Raw genomic sequence first — 17,868 nt, forward strand, 5'->3', positions numbered from 1 at the left:
AATGGACAGGAGTTGTTCAAATGAATGCAGGGATTATAGGTATCGGTCGATACACACCTGAAAAGATTGTTACAAATGCAGATTTAGAAAAAATCATGGATACATCTGATGAATGGATTAGATCAAGAACTGGAATAGAGGAGCGTCGCATTGCAGATGATTCAATCGATACTTCAGATATGGCTGTGTTTGCTTCAGAAAATGCTTTAAAAGATGCCGGGATTGCGGCAGAGGAATTAGATTTAATTTTAGTTGCCACAGTTACTCCGGATCAACCGTTTCCATCTGTTGCATGTATGCTGCAAGAAAAATTAGGCGCAAAAAAAGCAGCTGCAATGGATATTAGTGCCGCTTGTGCAGGCTTTATGTATGGTATGGTTACAGCTAAACAATTTGTTGAGTCTGGTGCATATAAAAATGTTTTAATTGTTGGCGTTGAGAAGCTTTCAAAAATTACAGACTGGGATGATCGTAATACCGCGGTTCTTTTTGGAGATGGTGCGGGTGCAGCTGTCATTGGTCCTGTAAGTGAAAGTAAAGGTATTTTATCATTCGAATTAGGTGCAGACGGTACAGGTGGAAAGCATCTTTACCAAGATGAATACATCATTATGAACGGACGGGAAGTATTTAAATTCGCAGTAAGGCAAATGGGTGAATCTAGTATAAATGTGCTGGAAAAAGCAGGTTTAACAAAAGAAGATGTAGATTTCTTAATTCCACACCAAGCAAACATCCGAATCATGGAAGCAGCAAGAGAACGTTTAGACTTGCCTGTTGAAAAAATGTCAAAAACAGTGCATAAGTATGGAAATACATCAGCAGCTTCTATTCCAATTTCTTTAGTAGAGGAAGTAGAAGCAGGAAAGATTAAAGATGGTGACCTAGTAGTTATGGTCGGTTTCGGCGGAGGCCTTACATGGGGAGCAATCGCACTTCGTTGGGGTCGATAAACATAGAAGAGTTTCGTTAATCTGATGTTGGAATCAGTTTAAAAAAAATAAAAGTTATTGGCTGTAAAAAAAAATTAATTCCGATAATTAAAGAATGAGGTGAATCATCATGGAAAAAAAGCGAGTGGTAGTAACAGGATTGGGTGCAGTAACTCCGATTGGAAATGATGTAGAAACAACTTGGCAAAATGCGATAAATGGAGTGTCTGGTGTTGGGCCAATCACTAGAATTGATTCAGAGCCCTATTCAGCAAAAGTGGCAGCAGAGCTTAAAGACTTTGATGTTGAACAATTTATGGATAAAAAAGATGCGAGAAAAATGGACCGCTTTACACAATATGCGGTCGCAGCATCCTTCATGGCTGTTAAAGATGCGAACCTTGAAATTACAGATGAAATCGCTCCGCGTGTTGGAGTTTGGATCGGTTCTGGTATTGGTGGAATGGAAACATTTGAACAGCAATATAGAACACTTTTAGAAAAAGGTCCTAGAAGAGTGAGTCCATTCTTCGTACCAATGCTTATCCCGGATATGGCAACAGGTCAAGTATCCATTGCTTTAGGGGCAAAAGGTTTTAACTCATGTACTGTGACAGCTTGTGCAACAGGGACAAATTCGATTGGAGATGCGTACCGTGTTATTGAACGTGGTGAAGCGGATGTTATGATTTCCGGAGGCGCTGAAGCACCTCTCACAGAGATGTCATTTGCAGGCTTTACAGCGAATAAAGCTTTATCAACAAACACGGACCCTAAAACAGCAAGCCGCCCATTTGACCAAGACCGTGATGGTTTTGTTATGGGAGAGGGAGCTGGAATCGTTGTTCTTGAAGAATTAGAGCATGCTTTAGCACGAGGAGCAAAAATTTATGCTGAAATCGTTGGGTATGGGGCTACAGGAGATGCTTATCATATAACAGCACCTGCACCAGGTGGTGAGGGTGGATCAAGAGCGATGAGGATGGCAGTTGATGGCAGTGGCCTTGCAGTTGAAGACATTGATTATATTAACGCTCATGGTACAAGTACTCCTTATAATGATAAGTTTGAAACACTAGCAATTAAAGAGGTATTCGGTGAACATGCCAATAAATTAGCGATAAGCTCTACAAAATCTATGACAGGTCATTTACTAGGTGCTGCTGGTGGAGTTGAAGCTATTTTTAGTGTTTTAGCTATTAAAGAAGGGATCATTCCTCCAACGATTAATTTACAAACTCCAGATCCTGAATGTGATTTAGATTATGTGCCAAATGAAGCTCGAAAACAAGAAGTAAAAGCAGCTCTAAGTAACTCATTAGGATTTGGCGGACATAATGCAACGATTATCTTTAAAAAGTATGATGCTTAACTTTAAACCCGACAGAAATGTCGGGTTTTATTTTTGTGAAAATTGTTTAATAAATAAGGGAAGAGGATTAGTCTCTTTTTAGAAGATGCTTTGTAAGTAGTTTAGGCTTTGTTGCTTGCAGCTCCAGGTTGCTCGTATTCCGCGGGGGCTCACCTGTCCAACTCTTCCCGCAGGAGTCTCGCACCTTCCGCTTCAATCAACTTAAGCGGTTTTGGGCGTAAGAAAATGAATAAGTTGTGGTAGCTATGATTCTTTCACTAATTAGATAGCTATAATCAAGAACAGTTTCTCCTTCACCTCATAAACTACAAATGAGGGAGAGATGATACGATGAGCTTAATTAATACAATTGACTGGTTAACGAAAACACCACAGCAGCTGGAAATTAGTGAGAAATTAATACCTTATTTCAATCAAATGAATAAAAGGGAAATTGCATCCTATCTAAATTCATTTGGAATGTACAAACATACATCAAACATCAATGACTGGATCGAACAAATGGAAAAAAAACAAATCGTTAGCTATGTTAGATCATTGGAAAAAAAATATCAACATATATGGAATGGTCCAGATGTAGCCATTTTTATTTTTCCAATTGATCAAACCAATCGGAAAATTGAGAGAGAATATCGAGGGAGATCAGGACTGGCATTTCATGATAAGTTATTTTTATTTCTTTCTAAAGATGTACTAAAAAACGACATTGAGTCATTATTTTTACATGAATATCACCATGTTTGCAGACTGGCAACTGTTAAAAAGTCTGAAGAGACATTCACTATAGTAGACAACATGGTCATGGAAGGGTTAGCTGAAAATGCAGTCCGTGAAATAGTTGGAGAAGAAGCTGTATCTAATTGGACGAAGTTATACGGCCTGGATCAATGTGAGAGGTTTTATAAGCGAATCATTCTGCCTCATAAAGACATAGCACGAGATCATTCAAAATTTCCCCAATTAATGTATGGAACCGGATTTTATCCAAATATGTTGGGCTATTCTGTAGGGTACCATATTGTAAAGACAATTATGGACAAAACAGGATTGAAGACAAAACAACTTTTAGGTATGTCATCTGAACGAATCATGAAACAGTATGATGGGATAAAGAATACTTCATAAACAGAAAGGATCAATCATACAATGTGTTAGGACATGTTCAAACTTATGAAAAAACAATGCATATTCTTCATAGAATGGAATAATTTATCTAAAATTTGCCTATACTGTTTGACAAATGGTACTGAAGTGAGGGGTTTTAATATGTTATTTCTTCATGATGTTTGGGTAAATTGGTTTGAAGGTGAAGAGAATGGATACAATGTCTGTCATTTTCATGAATGGAGAAAGGATGACAGTGTTGAACTCCTTGATCAGGTTCCTTTATTAAAGGTAGATTCCCTATTATTCGACTACATAGAAAACAACTTATCGGAGTTACCGCCTGGTCTATTAAAAGATATTTTCCAAAAGGCTTATATTCGTAAAAATCATGAGAGAATCCAACTTGATTATTGTTTTGTAGTGACAGATGGAGTTGGGATATTGGCAGTTGACACAATTGGCTATACAATTCCAATTCGCAAAAGCCGAATTATTCCAAGACAAGAACAGTTGGTATTTGAAATGATCAAAGATATTGAGCCGGAAATGTATTCGACAGAAATAATAAATGAAGAGGAAAACAAAGAATATCATATATTGTCTTTAGCACCACAATATATGAGAGGCTTAACAAGAAAAGAGCGTCAATTAAAACAACTTTTATTTATGGCACTTGATCAGCTGCAAGCAACGAGAAATACTGCGGAAGTTAAGTACTGGTATACAGAATGGAACCCTACAAAATATGAGGATATTCAGCAGAGAGAGTTTGATGAAGTGTGGAATCAACTCTATGAAGAAACATTAGCTGGTTGGTCTCCAAAACATATTCAGTTATGTGAACGCCTAATAAAAGGACAACCCTTTTTCGAAAAGCTTTGGGATATGGAGCATGAATCAAAGGTTAATTGACTTGGACAAGCTGCATTGTAGAAAAAACGATGTGTCAGTGAACACATCGTTTTTTCTATTTACATGTGGTCGCAAAAATATCAGGGAAGTTGCAAGAAAAAATGAAAAGTTGCAAAAATACCGTCCCAAGTTGCAAAAATACTTGATAAGTCGCAAAATTATGACGGCCGTAGCCGGAAGCGATGATTAAAAATCTGTGTTACTTCCGCTTACGGCCAAGTCCCATCGCATTTTCCATTTTCTTTAAAGTTCTACTTGCGACTGCATTGGCTTTTTCTGCACCTTTATCAAGGATTTGATCCAGCTCTTCTGACTCCATTAGCTGATAATACTTATCTTGAATCGGTTTTAGGGCATTTACCACAACTTCAGCTACATCTGCTTTAAAATCTCCGTATCCTTTTCCTTCATATCTGGCTTCAATTTTTTCAATTGGTTCATTCGATAATATTGAATAAATAGATAGTAGGTTTGAAATACCAGGTTTGTTTTCCTTGTCATATTTCACAATTCCTTCAGAATCTGTTACAGCACTTTTAATTTTTTTCTCTATTTGTTTAGGTTCATCAAGTAGTGTAATAAAAGCTTTTTGATTAGCATCTGATTTACTCATCTTTTTTACAGGATCCACTAGTGACATAATGCGGGCACCAACTTTTGGGATCCTTACTTCAGGGATGGTAAGAACGTCGTTATATTTTTTATTAAAACGTTCAGCTAAATCACGTGTTAACTCTAAATGTTGCTTTTGATCTTCACCTACCGGTACAAGATCAGTGTTGTATAGAAGGATATCAGCTGCCATGAGTGGTGGATATGTGAGTAATCCAGCAGAAACTGCTTCTTTTCCATGTGATTTATCCTTGAATTGAGTCATTCTTTCTAATTCGCCGATATAAGAAACACACTGTAACATCCATCCAGCTTGTGCATGTGCAGGAACTTCCGATTGAATGAATAATGTTACTTTCTCATGGTCTAATCCAACAGCAAGATAAAGAGCTGCCAGACTTCTAATATTTTTTCGTAAAGCTAAGCGGTCTTGAGGAACAGTGATGGCGTGTTGGTCAACGATACAAAAATAACAATTGTACTCGTCTTGTAAATCAACAAACTGTTTTAATGCACCAATGTAATTACCTAAAGTAACTGAACCACTCGGTTGTATTCCTGAAAAAATTGTTTTCATATTGGCCTCCTAAAAGTAAGTAAGATAAAAAATGAACGCAAAAAAGGCCCACTCGCCCCAAATATAGGGACGATGGACCGCGGTGCCACCCTAATTATTTCTTAGTAGAAATCACTTTGTCTTTTAACGCAAGATTACGTCTGAGCATACTTAATTTCTGCACAGAAGCTTAGAAGTCCATTCCATATCGGTCATTGCCTGTTTCCACCACACACAGGCTCTCTGTAAAATGTGCCATATATGTACTACTCTTCATCATAGCCAACTATTTTTTTTATACATTAAAAAATATAAATTAGCAGCAAGGAAGATTATTCGACGTAGGGGCTAATTTGACGTACTAAGTATAAGTGCAACTACGCCTCTGTCTTCACCTTTCAGGCTCGCCAGTCGGCGAGTTTTCTTTATTATATGAGATCATGAATGCATTTGCAAATAATAAATGAATCAAATGAAATAGTAAAGAAACGTTCCTATTATCACAATGACTGTCATCACTAACCCGCTTAATAAAAACGGAGAATGATTAAATGTTAATAGCTCTGAAACTGGAGTCATTTCATTAACTTCTTGTTTTGAAAGTTCTTTTCCTTTAGAGACGAACATTCTCCTAAAGCCGTATGTTATTCCATCAAAAAAACCACCTTTTACTGTGATTGTAAAGAAGGATATAAACAACAATCCGATGGCAAAAAAGAAAGAAATATTAACAAATGACAAAATAGTTAGTTTTTGGTAAATGATAAAAGACAGTAAGATTGTTAAACATAAAGACACAATAATGAGTGTAACAGATCGTTTATTGCGCAATTTCTTTCACTCTTTTCTAGTTAAAGTACTTTAACACCTATTATATCAGATGAAAGGGGTTGGAAAAAAAGAAGCGAAGTTATTGTAGAAATATTTATTCGATATAAATGTATAAAATATATAAATATATTCGTCATTTTTCTACATTTTCTACAAAAAAGTTTGGAAGATAATGTAACCCTTTACAATTCAACGCGTTAAAGCATTGTGAAGAAATTATATGAAAAATTAAGAAAATTCAAATGAAAATATATAGGTCTTTATGCCTATTTTTTGTTTGATTTTCATTAACAGTATTGCATTTCTGTAAACTTTATTAAAAAAATAAATGCACAATTGACTGAATACTTGTATAATAATCTCGTAAAGTAAACTTGTTCAAAATAAAAGGGAGGTCAAATTTGTGAAAAAGTCGAAATTTTTTCTACTTTTAGCTTTATCGCTTGTACTAAGTATGTTCTTAGCAGCATGTAATGGCGGCGGAGATACTGGTAAAGAGACAGATACAGGCGGTGATGAAGGTACAGCAGAGCAAAAAATTACAGCATTGGAGTCAACAGCAATTCCTTCAATGGATAGTGTAATGGCTCAAGATACAGTAAGTTTCACTACGATGAATAACGTAATGGAAGGTTTATACCGTCTAGATCCAAACCAGGAAGTTGTTGAAGGTATGGCAGAAGGTGAGCCTGAAGTTAGTGAAGATGGTACAGTTTATACATTTAAATTAAGAGATGCAAAATGGTCAAATGGTGACCCTGTTACAGCAAACGATTTCGTTTATGCATGGCAACGTGCAATCGATCCTGCAAACGCATCACCATATGGTCCATATATGATGGATGGTAAAATCAAAGGAGCAGCTGAAATTTCTGCAGCTGGTGCTGAGAAAAAAGAATACGATCTTAACACATTAGGTGTTAAAGCGATCGATGAAAAAACACTTGAAGTAACATTAGAAAGACCAATTCCATATTTCCAATCATTAATGGCATTCCCAACGTTCTATCCACAAAACCAAAAATTTGTTGAAGAACAAGGAGATAACTACGCTAAAACAGCTGAAAACCTAGTTTTTAACGGACCATTCGTTTTATCTGACTGGGGCGGAAGCACAGCATCTGAATGGACTTACACTAAAAACAAAGATTATTGGGATGCAGAAACTGTTAAGCTAGAAACTGTTCAATGGAATGTATTAAAAGATTCTCAAGCAGCTGCAAACGCATTTGAAACTGGTGAAGCAGATGTAACAGGAAAACTTTCTTCTGACATCGTACCTCAATATGAAGGCGATGAAAGAATGGTAAAATGGTTAGAGCCTACAATCTTCTGGTTGAAATTTAACCAAAAAGAAAATGAAGCTCTAAAAAATCCAGATATTCGTAAAGCAATTGCGCAAGCAGTTAACAAAGAAGATTTTGTTAACAGTGTATTAAACAACGGTTCAATTGTTGCAAACTATGCTGTTCCACAAGATTTTGTTAAGAATGAAGAAACTGGTAAAGACTTCCGTGAAATTAATGGAAACGAATTACTACCACATGACGTAGATGCAGCAAAAGCATCATGGGAAAAAGGTTTAGCTGCACTTGGTACAGACAAAGTTGAAGTAAGATACTTAGGTGATGATACGGAAAGTGCTAAAAAAATTGCTGAATACGTTAAAAACCAATTAGAAACAAATCTTCCTGGACTTACACTGAAAGTTGAAAGTGTACCATTCAGCGTTCGTTTAGATCGTGAAAATTCTCAGGATTATGATATTCAAATGGCTGGTTGGGGTCCTGACTACCTAGATCCAATGACTTTCTCTGACCTATGGTTAACAGGTGGAGGAAACAACAAAATGGATTACTCTAATGAAAAGTATGATCAATTAATTAAAGATGCTCAAACAACTTTAGCTCAAAAACCAGTAGAGCGTTATGAAGCTCTTGCTGAAGCTGAAAGAATCCTACTTGAAGAAGATGCTGCGATTGCACCTATGTATCAACGTTCTTCTAACGTGTTAGTAAATGAAAATGTTGACGGATTTACTTACCACTTAGTAGGACCGGAATACAGCTTCAAATGGGCATCTGTAAAATAAGTATTGATTTAATTAGTACTTTTTGATTATAGTGATAATTGATGTAAGGAGAGAGTATATTGAATGCCGATATACTCTCTTTTCCCTTGTTGGGAAATTGTCGAACTTTGTAGAATATTTAATTTATTTAGGAGGTGCAGTCATATGGCGAAATACTTAACTCAACGTGTTATTTATATGGTCATTACACTCTTTTTAATTGCCACGTTTACTTTTTTCCTCATGAAAATAATCCCAGGTACACCTTTTACAAATGCTGGTAAATTATCTGAGACACAGCTTACAATTATGAAAGACAAATATGGTCTAGATGAACCGATACCGGTACAATATGCGACCTATATGGTGAATATGCTGAAAGGTGATTTAGGTGTTTCCTTTCAATTCAATAACGTAGGAGTTACTGAGATCTTAATGGATAGCATTGGTCCTTCAGCAACACTTGGATTTCAGGCGATCCTTTTCGGAACATTTTTTGGTATCATTTTAGGCGTCATTTCAGCATTAAGACAAAATACATGGGTTGACTATAGTGCAACATTTTTAGCTGTACTTGGTAAATCAATCCCTTCCTTCGTTTTTGCGGGGCTATTGCAATATTACGTTGCGGTAAAATTAGGATGGTTTCCAGTTGCATTCTGGAAAGGTCCGGAATATACAGTTCTGCCAACAATTGCGTTAGCAATGTTCCCGATTGCAACTGCAGCAAGGTTTGTTAGAACTGAAATGGTAGAGGTATTAGAATCGGATTATATTACACTTGCTAAGGCTAAGGGTGCAAGCTGGTTTGAAATTGCATTTAAACACGCTCTAAGAAATGCGTTAATACCAGTAGTAACTGTTTTAGGGCCATTGGTTGTTAGTTTAATGACTGGTTCCCTTGTTATTGAAAAGATATTTGGTATTCCGGGACTAGGAGAGCAATTCGTAAAGTCAATCACAGTTAATGATTATCCTGTTATCATGGGTACGACAATCCTTTTTGCGGTTCTATTTGTTGTCGTCATCTTAATTGTAGACTTACTATATGGAATTATTGATCCGCGGATTCGTTTAGCGGGAGGTAAAAAATAATGGCACATGAAAAAATTTCAAAAGATATGTTTAAACCCGCTCATATTGATTCAGCGAAGAGTGAAGAGATTTCCAAGCCAAGTCTTAATTATTGGCAGGATGCATGGTTGCGAGTTAGGAAAAACAAAGGAGCAATCGTCAGCTTAATTATATTAGCATTCCTAACGATTATGGCTCTGGTTGGCCCGCATATAAACGGACATGGGATAGATGAACAAAACCTTAAACATTCAAATCTTCCCCCGAGAATTCAAGGGTTAGAGAATGTTAGCTGGTTACCATTTGATGGGAACTTAACAAGAAAAAACGGTGATGTTTATAATGCATATGAGCAGAAGAATGTAGACGAATATTACTGGTTAGGTACAGATAGTCTTGGTCGTGATTTATTTACACGTGTATGGAAAGGAACTCAAGTATCCTTATATATCGCAGTATTAGCAGCTGTTATTGATATGGTTATTGGTGTATTATACGGTGCTATTTCCGGGTTTGTCGGCGGCCGTACAGATAATGTTATGCAGCGGATTACAGAAATATTAGTAGGTATTCCAAACCTTGTTGTCGTGATCCTCATGATTATTGTGTTGGATCCAGGGATTTTATCGATTACCATCGCCTTAACCATAACTGGTTGGGTTGGAATGGCGAGGGTTGTTCGTGCTCAGGTAATGAAGTTAAAACAACAGGAATATGTTTTAGCAGCTAGAACATTAGGTCTATCAAATGGAAAGATTATTTGGAAGCATCTTTTACCAAACCTAGCCGGTGTTATTATTATCAACACAATGTTTACAATTCCAAGTGCGATATTTTTTGAAGCCTTCCTAAGCTTTATTGGATTGGGATTACAGCCGCCATTGGCTTCTCTAGGTACACTCATTGATGATGGATTTAAAGTTCTGCAATTATATCCTTATCAGATGATCATACCAGCCATTGTTATCAGTTTAATTATGATTTGCTTTAATATGATTGCGGATGGACTGCGCGATGCGTTAGATCCGAAAATGCGTGACTAGAAAAGGTAGGTGAACCGAAGATGGATAAAATCTTAGAAGTGAAAGACTTGCACATTTCATTCCATACGTTTGCTGGAGAAGTGCAGGCAATTCGTGGAGTTAACTTTGATTTGTATAAAGGGGAAACATTAGCAATCGTAGGTGAATCTGGTTCAGGAAAATCAGTTACGACGAAAGCGATTATGCGTTTGCTCCCCGAATCAAATTCAGATATTAAGCAAGGTGAGATCCTTTTCGAAGGCAAAGACCTAGCTAAAGAATCAAATAAAAATATGCAAAAAATTCGTGGGAAAGATATTTCGATGATTTTCCAAGATCCAATGACATCATTGAACCCAACGATGAAAGTTGGAAAACAAATCATGGAGCCGATTATCAAGCATCAAAAGCTAAGTAAGGCTGCAGCGAAAGAGCGTGCAATTGATATTTTAAGGCTTGTTGGGATTCCTAGACCTGAAGAACGCTTTAATCAATACCCACATCAATTCTCAGGCGGAATGAGACAAAGGGTCGTTATTGCGATTGCACTTGCATGTAATCCAAAGGTTCTGATTGCAGATGAGCCTACAACTGCGTTAGATGTTACGATTCAAGCTCAAATTCTTGAATTAATGAAAGAATTGCAGCAAAAAATTAATACATCGATTATTTTTATTACCCATGACTTAGGTGTTGTGGCAAACGTTGCTGATCGTGTTGCGGTTATGTATGGTGGGAAAATTGTTGAAACTGGTACGGTTGATGAAGTTTTTTATAATCCACAGCATCCATATACATGGGGATTAATTAGCTCAATGCCTAGTCTTGATACAGACGAAGAGGAATTGTATGCAATTCCCGGTACACCTCCGGATTTATTGCACCCGCCAAAGGGTGATGCATTTGCACCACGTAATGAGTATGCGATGCAAATTGACCTTGAGGAGCAACCTCCTATGTTCAAAGTATCTGATACACATTATGCTGCGACATGGTTGCTTCACCCTGATGCGCCAAAGGTTGAACCACCTTTAGCAGTACAACGACGCCAGCGTCAATTCCCTGATGGAAAAGGGGGGAACTAAATTGGAAACAACAGAAAAATTATTAGAAATTAAAAATCTAAAACAATACTTTAATATTGGCAAGCCTAATGAAGTAAAAGCAGTAGACAATGTTTCGTTTGATATCTTTAAAGGGGAAACATTGGGGCTAGTAGGTGAGTCTGGTTGTGGGAAATCTACAACTGGTCGAACTATTATCCGATTATACGATGCTACTGATGGTGAGGTTCTATTTAATGGAGTAGATGTACATGGAAAGAAATCCCGTGCACAATTAAAAGAATTTAACCGAAAAATGCAAATGATCTTCCAAGACCCGCAGGCATCATTAAATCCTAGAATGAAGGTCTCGGATATTATTGCTGAAGGTATTGATATTCACGGTCTAGCAAAATCGAAAAAAGAGCGTATGGACAAAGTAATTGAATTACTTGAAACAGTTGGATTAAATAAAGAGCACGCAAATCGTTATCCACATGAATTTAGTGGGGGACAAAGACAACGTATCGGAATTGCTCGTGCGCTTGCAGTGGAGCCTGAATTCATTATTGCTGATGAACCAATTTCAGCTCTTGATGTGTCAATTCAAGCTCAGGTTGTCAATTTAATGAAAAAGCTTCAAAAAGAAAAAGGGTTAACATACTTATTTATTGCCCATGATTTATCAATGGTGAAATATATAAGTGATCGAATTGGTGTTATGTACTTCGGAAAGCTTGTTGAATTAGCTAGTGCAGAAGAGCTCTACAACAACCCAATTCACCCTTACACACAATCTTTACTATCAGCAATTCCACTTCCAGATCCAGACTATGAGCGTACTCGTGTAAGAAAAACATATTCTCCAAGTCAACACAATTACCAACCAGGTGACAATGTTGAATTTAGAGAAGTAAAACCGGGACACTTCGTCATGTGTTCAGAATCTGAATTCGAGAAATATAAAAAAGAACATGCTTAATCATTTCGTAAGAGATTACCGTTTGGTATTCTCTTTTTTTATGTGTAAAGATTGTTTCATTTAATCTCTTTTTTAAAACAAAATTTGAATAGGGTGGAAAGCAAAAATTCATCTTCTTATATAAATAACAAGACATATATAGAAGAGTATGTTAAGATAGAACAAATGTTCCTTTTTGGTTTTTTATATTGTGGAGATGTTTAGCTGTTTAAGGAAAGTTTGTTGTTTGAATATTATTTTAAAACTTTATAGTGGAATGGAGCGCAAGACACTTGACTCCTGCGGGAAGTGAGGAAAGGCTGAGACCCCACAGGCGAAGCCGCAGCTTCCTCCCCGGCGAATCTTGTGTCTGGAGCGAAATGGAACGAACTAATTTCTATCTAACAAAGTATGTGGTAAACAGTCAATGTTTAATATGTTTAATAATCCGTCAAAAGGGTATACATAAGCATGGGAGAATTTATTAAATGTGATAGGAGTAGATAAATGAACTGGTATGAAAAGTTAAATCAGTATTTTCCCATTGAAGAAATGAAGTCAAAGAAACATATGGAAGCATTGCTTCAAGAGAGGAAAGATATCTATCATAAGGATGAAGGGGTAAACCATGTCCTAATGTATGCAGAACTTCCTGATTTTATCTTTATTGACTATCTATTCGTTTCAAAAGATGCTCGGGGAGAAGGATTAGGCAGTAAATTAATAAATAAACTCAAAAATAAGAAAAAACCCATCATTCTTGAGGTCGAGCCAATTAATTATGAAGATTCTGATTCAGAAAAACGCTTAAAATTTTATCAAAAACAAGGATTTAAGCATGCTGAATCAATTGGCTATGAAAGACGCTCTCTTGCGACTAATGAAATAAATAAGCTAGAGATTTTATATTGGGCGCCAAATAACGCATCTGAAAAGACGATCTTTGAGGCGATGCAAGAAACATATACCCTTATTCATACATTTAAAGATAAGGAACTATACGGTGAATCCTATCAACCTGTACACGAAGTACTGACAATCGATGAAGGAAATAATCAAAATATTTTCGATGAGCTATCTTAATTGAGAATGAGAACAGTGACTTTTTTTGGATTATAAATGTTGAACATATCCAAATTTAGTCATTGTTTACATAAACTATTTAGAGTTTTCAAGATTGTAATCGTTTTGTCATACTTTTAATACAATAACTATATGCATACTTACTTTTTTATAGTATAATCAATTTATTAGTTCTTAATTAAATTAATTTTAATTTTAGAAAGATATAAATGTTACTCATTCTATATTTAGAGGAGTGAAAGTCAATGGTTACATTGTATACATCACCAAGTTGTACTTCATGTCGTAAAGCTAAAGCATGGTTGGAAGAACACGAAATTGCGTATGTTGAAAGAAATATTTTTTCTGAGCCTTTATCTATACAAGAGATTAAAGAGATTCTTCGAATGACAGAAGATGGAACAGATGAAATTATTTCAACACGATCTAAGATTTTCCAAAAGTTAAATATTAACTTAGAAACAATGCCATTGCAAGATCTATATACGTTGATTCAAGAGAATCCGGGTCTTCTTCGTCGTCCTATTATCATTGACGAAAAAAGATTGCAGGTAGGCTACAACGAAGATGAAATTCGACGTTTCCTTCCGCGTCGTGTTCGTACTTATCAATTACAAGAAGCACAACGTTTAGTTAATTAAATAAAAGAAAGAGGTTATTTCTACATAGACTCTATGTAGAAATACCTCTTTTTGTTTATGTTTAAGCTAGTCTCTACGCAAAGAGATTTGTTGATAAATAAGGCCAGCTAATAAAATAAAGGATACAGATAAATAAGGAATACTCATCTCAATCATAGGGTAAGAGCTATACAGGCTTTGCAGATAAGGTTCTTCAATAATCATCTTTCCTGATGTAAGGGCCAGTAATCCACCGCCGATATAGATCAAAAACGGATATTTTGTTAGTAAAACAAGAATTAATTTACTTCCCCATATGATGATAGGAATGGAAATAAACAAGCCTATTGCTACTAATATCATATGCCCCTGTGCTGCTCCAGCAACAGCAAGTACATTATCAAATCCCATTAATAAATCAGCAACAACAATTGTCTTAACGGCTTTCCATAATGATTGATGACTTTTTATCCTCTTCGTGTCTTCTTCTTTTCCGACAATGAGGTGGTAAGCGATATAAAGAAGGAAAACACCCCCGATAAGTTGCAGGAAAGGGATTTTTAATAAATACACGGCAACTAAAGTAATGAGGATCCGAATGACAATTGCAAGCATCGTTCCCATTATGATGGCTTTGTTTCGCTGAACAACGGGTAAGTTACGGCATGCCATAGCAATAACAACAGCGTTGTCTGCTCCAAGGACTAAATCAATCCCTATGATCATAAGAAGTGATAACAAAAAATCGTGTTCCATTTTTTAGACCCTCTTTTCAGCTTTTTGAAGTTTAAATAAGTATATAATTTTGTGCTTAGTTTTGGTGTCTAGCTCCAACGCCTAGCCCCTCGAGGTCATAAGCCAATTTGGAATTGAAGGCAAAGAACGCCTTCTATTCCAAATCGTCTTATGCTTGTCGGGGCTGTACGAGGCGTTTACGCTTTTCGTAATGCTCGTACAATTATATGAACACCATTTTTAAGTTATGCTCCTTAGATTCATCTAGGTAAATAACTGTTTTTGTAAATTCAGAGTTTTTTTATTTCCTTTAAACACTTTTTATCATAAAATAGGAGTACAAGATTCTTTCAATATTGAAGGTTTTGAACAATGGTGTGAATCGTTCTTGCTTTAAGGAGAATGTTTGACACTTCCCTTTGCCCACGGTTAAATAGTTGAAATTTTGGGTAAAGTGTAGTAAAGTACAACTACCCTGAGGGGGGTTGTCCCTTCAACATCTTATATAGAAGGGAAGGTTGAGTAATGGAAATTGAACGTATAAACGAGAATACCGTAAAGTTTTATATTTCGTATTTAGATATAGAAGAGCGTGGTTTTGATCGTGATGAAATATGGTATAATCGTGATCGAAGTGAAGAGCTTTTTTGGGAAATGATGGATGAAGTCCATGAGGAAGAAGAGTTTATGGTTGAGGGTCCTCTTTGGATTCAAGTTCAGGCACTTGATAAAGGCTTAGAAGTGATCGTGACAAAGGCACAATTATCAAAAGATGGACAAAAGCTTGAACTTCCAATTTCAGATGAGAAGCTTAAAGAACTGCCAGTAGATGAAAATATTGAATCCCTTTTGGATCAACATTTCAATAAATCAAGTGATTCACAAGATGATCACATAGAAGATATGGAGCAACAGCTTCAGTTTGTGTTAAAATTTAATGATCTAGAACATATTATTTCCTTGTCTAAATATTCGCTATTGAATGGGATGACGAATCATTTATACACGCTCGACCAACAATATTATTTATTTATTGAGTTTGATGACGAGGTTACTGATGACGAAATTGAGAACACTTTAAGTATTCTCCTAGAATATGGACAAGAATCTCGAGTGACGATTCACCGCCTTGAGGAATATGGTTCCATCATTGCAAAAGATCATGCACTAACAGTTATCAGAAAGCACTTCTCTTAAATAAATCATACTAAGTAAGGAAAAACCGATTATTCATAAATCGGTTTTTTCTGTCTTTATTTATTTTTTCTAATAAGGGTTAAAAATCGTGGATAAGTAATAAAATAGTGAGAAACTAGAAATAAGAACCGACGGCCAAATTAAAAAGGTTTTGTTTTATTAAATAAAGGGAAGTAAGAATAAAAATAAGATAGGTGAAAGCCAATGAAATTTACATTCCGATTACTACTATTTATTACACTTATTGCTTCCATAATACTAATTACAAAAAACTTTTGGGGAGATTGGATTGTTGGTTCTGTCAGTGTTCTTTTTACACTTTCCATTATATTTATTTGCATAGTTATTTTCTTGGAAAACAGGCATCCTTCTCATACGATCACATGGCTTATTGTCCTGGGAGGTTTTCCATTAGTAGGTTTCTTTATTTATCTATTCTTTGGAAGAAATATTAAAAAGAGGCGTTTGTTTGAAAAGAAAGCTCTTTTAGATGAAAAAGCTTTTTTGGAGATAGAGGGAAATCAACGCTCCTATCAAGATAAAATCGAGCATATGGGAGACCATCAACAATTATTGTTTAATCTTGCTCATCGTTTAGGCCATAGCCCAATTTCTTTTAGCACGAGGACTAAAGCATTAACAGATGGAATTGAGACATTTGAACATATCTTTCGGGAAATAAAGAAGGCAAAACATCATATTCATCTTGAGTACTACATTGTAAGGTCTGACGAGGTAGGGCAGGAATTAAAAAATGTCCTTATTGAAAAAGCGAAAGAAGGAGTAGAGGTCAGGTTTCTTTATGATGCTGTTGGATGTTGGAAATTACCAAAGGACTATATTAAAGACTTAGGTAATTCCGGAATTGAAATGGTTCCTTTTTTACCGGTTCGAATTCCCTTTCTAAACAATAAAATTAACTTTCGCAACCATAGAAAAATCGTTGTAATTGATGGGGAAGTTGGTTTTGTTGGGGGCTTGAATGTAGGAGATGAATATTTAGGGAAAGATTCCTATTTTGGATATTGGCGTGATACACATCTTCTCATCAAGGGGGAAGCAGTCCGAACATTACAAATGATTTTCTTGCAAGACTGGTACTATATGACAGATAAAAAGCTGTTACCTCAAATGTATTTAGCAACACAAGCAGATACAATAGAGGAAACAGGTGGAGTTCAATTAATCGCAAGTGGTCCGGATAATAAATGGGATGTTATTAAGAATTTATTTTTTTCAATGATTATATCTGCAAAAGAATCAATATGGATCGCATCTCCATACTTTGTTCCTGATGAAGATATCCTCACTGCTCTAAAGGTTGCTGCTTTAAGTGGAATTGATGTTAGACTTTTAGTACCCCAACGACCGGATAAAAAAATTGTTTATTATGCTTCAAGATCCTACTTCCCCGAATTATTAGAAGCAGGGGTAAAAGTATATGAATATGAAAAAGGATTTTTACATAGTAAAATTATCATTGTAGATTATGAATTAGCATCCATTGGCACAGCAAATATGGATATGAGAAGCTTTCACCTTAACTTTGAAGTAAACGCATTTCTATATCGTACGGGTAGTACACAAAAGCTGGTAGATGAATATATTAATGACATCAATAATTCCAGAGAAATCGTGCTTGATCAGTTTTCTAAACGTTCACTTCCAGTAAAACTTTTTGAATCGGGAGCAAGGCTTATGTCACCTCTTCTATAACATAGTTAATCATGACATTCTGAT

16 protein-coding genes and 1 other annotated feature are annotated in these 17,868 nt (G+C 35.9%); of the genes, 13 read left to right on the plus strand and 3 right to left on the minus strand.

Annotated elements, in window-relative coordinates; translation table 11 throughout:
- Window positions 1-20: 20 nt before the first annotated feature.
- The 4 genes from HWV59_RS05865 to HWV59_RS05880 all read left to right on the plus strand — a co-directional run bounded on the left by HWV59_RS05865 (window position 21) and on the right by HWV59_RS05880 (window position 4,323).
- A complete protein-coding gene (locus HWV59_RS05865; protein WP_102228417.1) occupies window positions 21-953 on the plus strand; it encodes a beta-ketoacyl-ACP synthase III in 933 nt (310 codons plus the stop codon).
- 109 nt (window positions 954-1,062) lie between these two features.
- On the plus strand, window positions 1,063-2,304 hold the full coding sequence (gene fabF / locus HWV59_RS05870) for a beta-ketoacyl-ACP synthase II (protein WP_175638299.1): 1,242 nt from the start codon (window positions 1,063-1,065) through the stop codon (window positions 2,302-2,304).
- 330 nt (window positions 2,305-2,634) lie between these two features.
- The gene (locus HWV59_RS05875) at window positions 2,635-3,429 is read left to right on the plus strand and encodes a DUF2268 domain-containing protein (RefSeq protein ID WP_175638300.1); all 795 of its coding nucleotides are present in this window, start codon (window positions 2,635-2,637) and stop codon (window positions 3,427-3,429) included.
- Window positions 3,430-3,570: 141 nt separating this feature from the next.
- Complete coding sequence (locus tag HWV59_RS05880) at window positions 3,571-4,323, plus strand: YjbA family protein (RefSeq protein WP_175638301.1); 753 nt, start codon at window positions 3,571-3,573, stop codon at window positions 4,321-4,323.
- Window positions 4,324-4,522: 199 nt separating this feature from the next.
- Here the strand turns inward: HWV59_RS05880 and trpS are convergent, their stop codons facing one another.
- Window positions 4,523-5,512 (minus strand): tryptophan--tRNA ligase, encoded by a 990-nt coding sequence (gene trpS, locus HWV59_RS05885; protein ID WP_102228422.1) that lies wholly within the window; start codon window positions 5,510-5,512, stop codon window positions 4,523-4,525.
- A gap of 62 nt (window positions 5,513-5,574) precedes the next feature.
- Window positions 5,575-5,780: a binding site (T-box leader), on the minus strand.
- Between the two features lie 179 nt (window positions 5,781-5,959).
- Window positions 5,960-6,322 carry a DUF3899 domain-containing protein gene (locus tag HWV59_RS05890; protein ID WP_102228423.1) on the minus strand — a complete coding sequence of 121 codons (363 nt, stop codon included), beginning with the start codon at window positions 6,320-6,322 and terminating at the stop codon, window positions 5,960-5,962.
- A 403-nt stretch (window positions 6,323-6,725) separates the two neighbouring features.
- Here HWV59_RS05890 and HWV59_RS05895 point away from each other — a divergent pair, with 403 nt between their 5' ends.
- From HWV59_RS05895 to spxA, 7 genes are all read left to right on the plus strand, one after another.
- Window positions 6,726-8,414 (plus strand): peptide ABC transporter substrate-binding protein, encoded by a 1,689-nt coding sequence (locus tag HWV59_RS05895; protein WP_102228424.1) that lies wholly within the window; start codon window positions 6,726-6,728, stop codon window positions 8,412-8,414.
- Window positions 8,415-8,558: 144 nt separating this feature from the next.
- Window positions 8,559-9,488, plus strand: coding sequence for an oligopeptide ABC transporter permease (gene opp3b, locus HWV59_RS05900; RefSeq protein ID WP_102228425.1), 930 nt, complete (start codon window positions 8,559-8,561; stop codon window positions 9,486-9,488).
- A complete protein-coding gene (gene opp3C / locus HWV59_RS05905) occupies window positions 9,488-10,510 on the plus strand; it encodes an oligopeptide ABC transporter permease (RefSeq protein ID WP_102228426.1) in 1,023 nt (340 codons plus the stop codon). Before opp3b ends, opp3C begins: the two co-directional genes overlap by 1 nt.
- Before the next feature lie 20 nt (window positions 10,511-10,530).
- Window positions 10,531-11,574 (plus strand): ABC transporter ATP-binding protein, encoded by a 1,044-nt coding sequence (locus tag HWV59_RS05910; protein WP_102228427.1) that lies wholly within the window; start codon window positions 10,531-10,533, stop codon window positions 11,572-11,574.
- Between the two features lies 1 nt (window position 11,575).
- A complete protein-coding gene (locus HWV59_RS05915; RefSeq protein ID WP_235991667.1) occupies window positions 11,576-12,514 on the plus strand; it encodes an ABC transporter ATP-binding protein in 939 nt (312 codons plus the stop codon).
- 486 nt (window positions 12,515-13,000) lie between these two features.
- Window positions 13,001-13,576, plus strand: a complete 576-nt coding sequence (locus HWV59_RS05920; RefSeq protein ID WP_102228429.1) for a GNAT family N-acetyltransferase — start codon at window positions 13,001-13,003, stop codon at window positions 13,574-13,576.
- Between the two features lie 245 nt (window positions 13,577-13,821).
- A complete protein-coding gene (gene spxA, locus HWV59_RS05925; RefSeq protein WP_078435194.1) occupies window positions 13,822-14,217 on the plus strand; it encodes a transcriptional regulator SpxA in 396 nt (131 codons plus the stop codon).
- A gap of 66 nt (window positions 14,218-14,283) precedes the next feature.
- Here the strand turns inward: spxA and HWV59_RS05930 are convergent, their stop codons facing one another.
- Complete coding sequence (locus HWV59_RS05930; RefSeq protein ID WP_102228430.1) at window positions 14,284-14,952, minus strand: TerC family protein; 669 nt, start codon at window positions 14,950-14,952, stop codon at window positions 14,284-14,286.
- A 504-nt stretch (window positions 14,953-15,456) separates the two neighbouring features.
- Between HWV59_RS05930 and mecA the strand changes: the two genes are divergently transcribed.
- Both mecA and cls read left to right on the plus strand, forming a co-directional pair.
- Window positions 15,457-16,128: an adaptor protein MecA gene (gene mecA / locus HWV59_RS05935; protein WP_102228431.1), complete on the plus strand. Its 672-nt coding sequence runs from the start codon at window positions 15,457-15,459 to the stop codon at window positions 16,126-16,128.
- A gap of 204 nt (window positions 16,129-16,332) precedes the next feature.
- Window positions 16,333-17,844: a cardiolipin synthase gene (gene cls / locus HWV59_RS05940; protein WP_102228432.1), complete on the plus strand. Its 1,512-nt coding sequence runs from the start codon at window positions 16,333-16,335 to the stop codon at window positions 17,842-17,844.
- Window positions 17,845-17,868: the final 24 nt, after the last annotated feature.

This window comes from Metabacillus schmidteae, assembly GCF_903166545.1.
GTDB lineage: Bacteria > Bacillota > Bacilli > Bacillales > Bacillaceae > Metabacillus > Metabacillus schmidteae.

Coding starts and splice junctions, on each gene's coding strand:
- HWV59_RS05865 (WP_102228417.1), top strand. CDS start 21: ATGAATGCAGGGATTATAGGTATCGGTCGATACACACCTGAAAAGATT.
- fabF (WP_175638299.1), top strand. CDS start 1,063: ATGGAAAAAAAGCGAGTGGTAGTAACAGGATTGGGTGCAGTAACTCCG.
- HWV59_RS05875 (WP_175638300.1), top strand. CDS start 2,635: ATGAGCTTAATTAATACAATTGACTGGTTAACGAAAACACCACAGCAG.
- HWV59_RS05880 (WP_175638301.1), top strand. CDS start 3,571: ATGTTATTTCTTCATGATGTTTGGGTAAATTGGTTTGAAGGTGAAGAG.
- trpS (WP_102228422.1), bottom strand. CDS start 5,512: ATGAAAACAATTTTTTCAGGAATACAACCGAGTGGTTCAGTTACTTTA.
- opp3b (WP_102228425.1), top strand. CDS start 8,559: ATGGCGAAATACTTAACTCAACGTGTTATTTATATGGTCATTACACTC.
- opp3C (WP_102228426.1), top strand. CDS start 9,488: ATGGCACATGAAAAAATTTCAAAAGATATGTTTAAACCCGCTCATATT.
- HWV59_RS05910 (WP_102228427.1), top strand. CDS start 10,531: ATGGATAAAATCTTAGAAGTGAAAGACTTGCACATTTCATTCCATACG.
- HWV59_RS05920 (WP_102228429.1), top strand. CDS start 13,001: ATGAACTGGTATGAAAAGTTAAATCAGTATTTTCCCATTGAAGAAATG.
- spxA (WP_078435194.1), top strand. CDS start 13,822: ATGGTTACATTGTATACATCACCAAGTTGTACTTCATGTCGTAAAGCT.
- HWV59_RS05930 (WP_102228430.1), bottom strand. CDS start 14,952: ATGGAACACGATTTTTTGTTATCACTTCTTATGATCATAGGGATTGAT.
- mecA (WP_102228431.1), top strand. CDS start 15,457: ATGGAAATTGAACGTATAAACGAGAATACCGTAAAGTTTTATATTTCG.
- cls (WP_102228432.1), top strand. CDS start 16,333: ATGAAATTTACATTCCGATTACTACTATTTATTACACTTATTGCTTCC.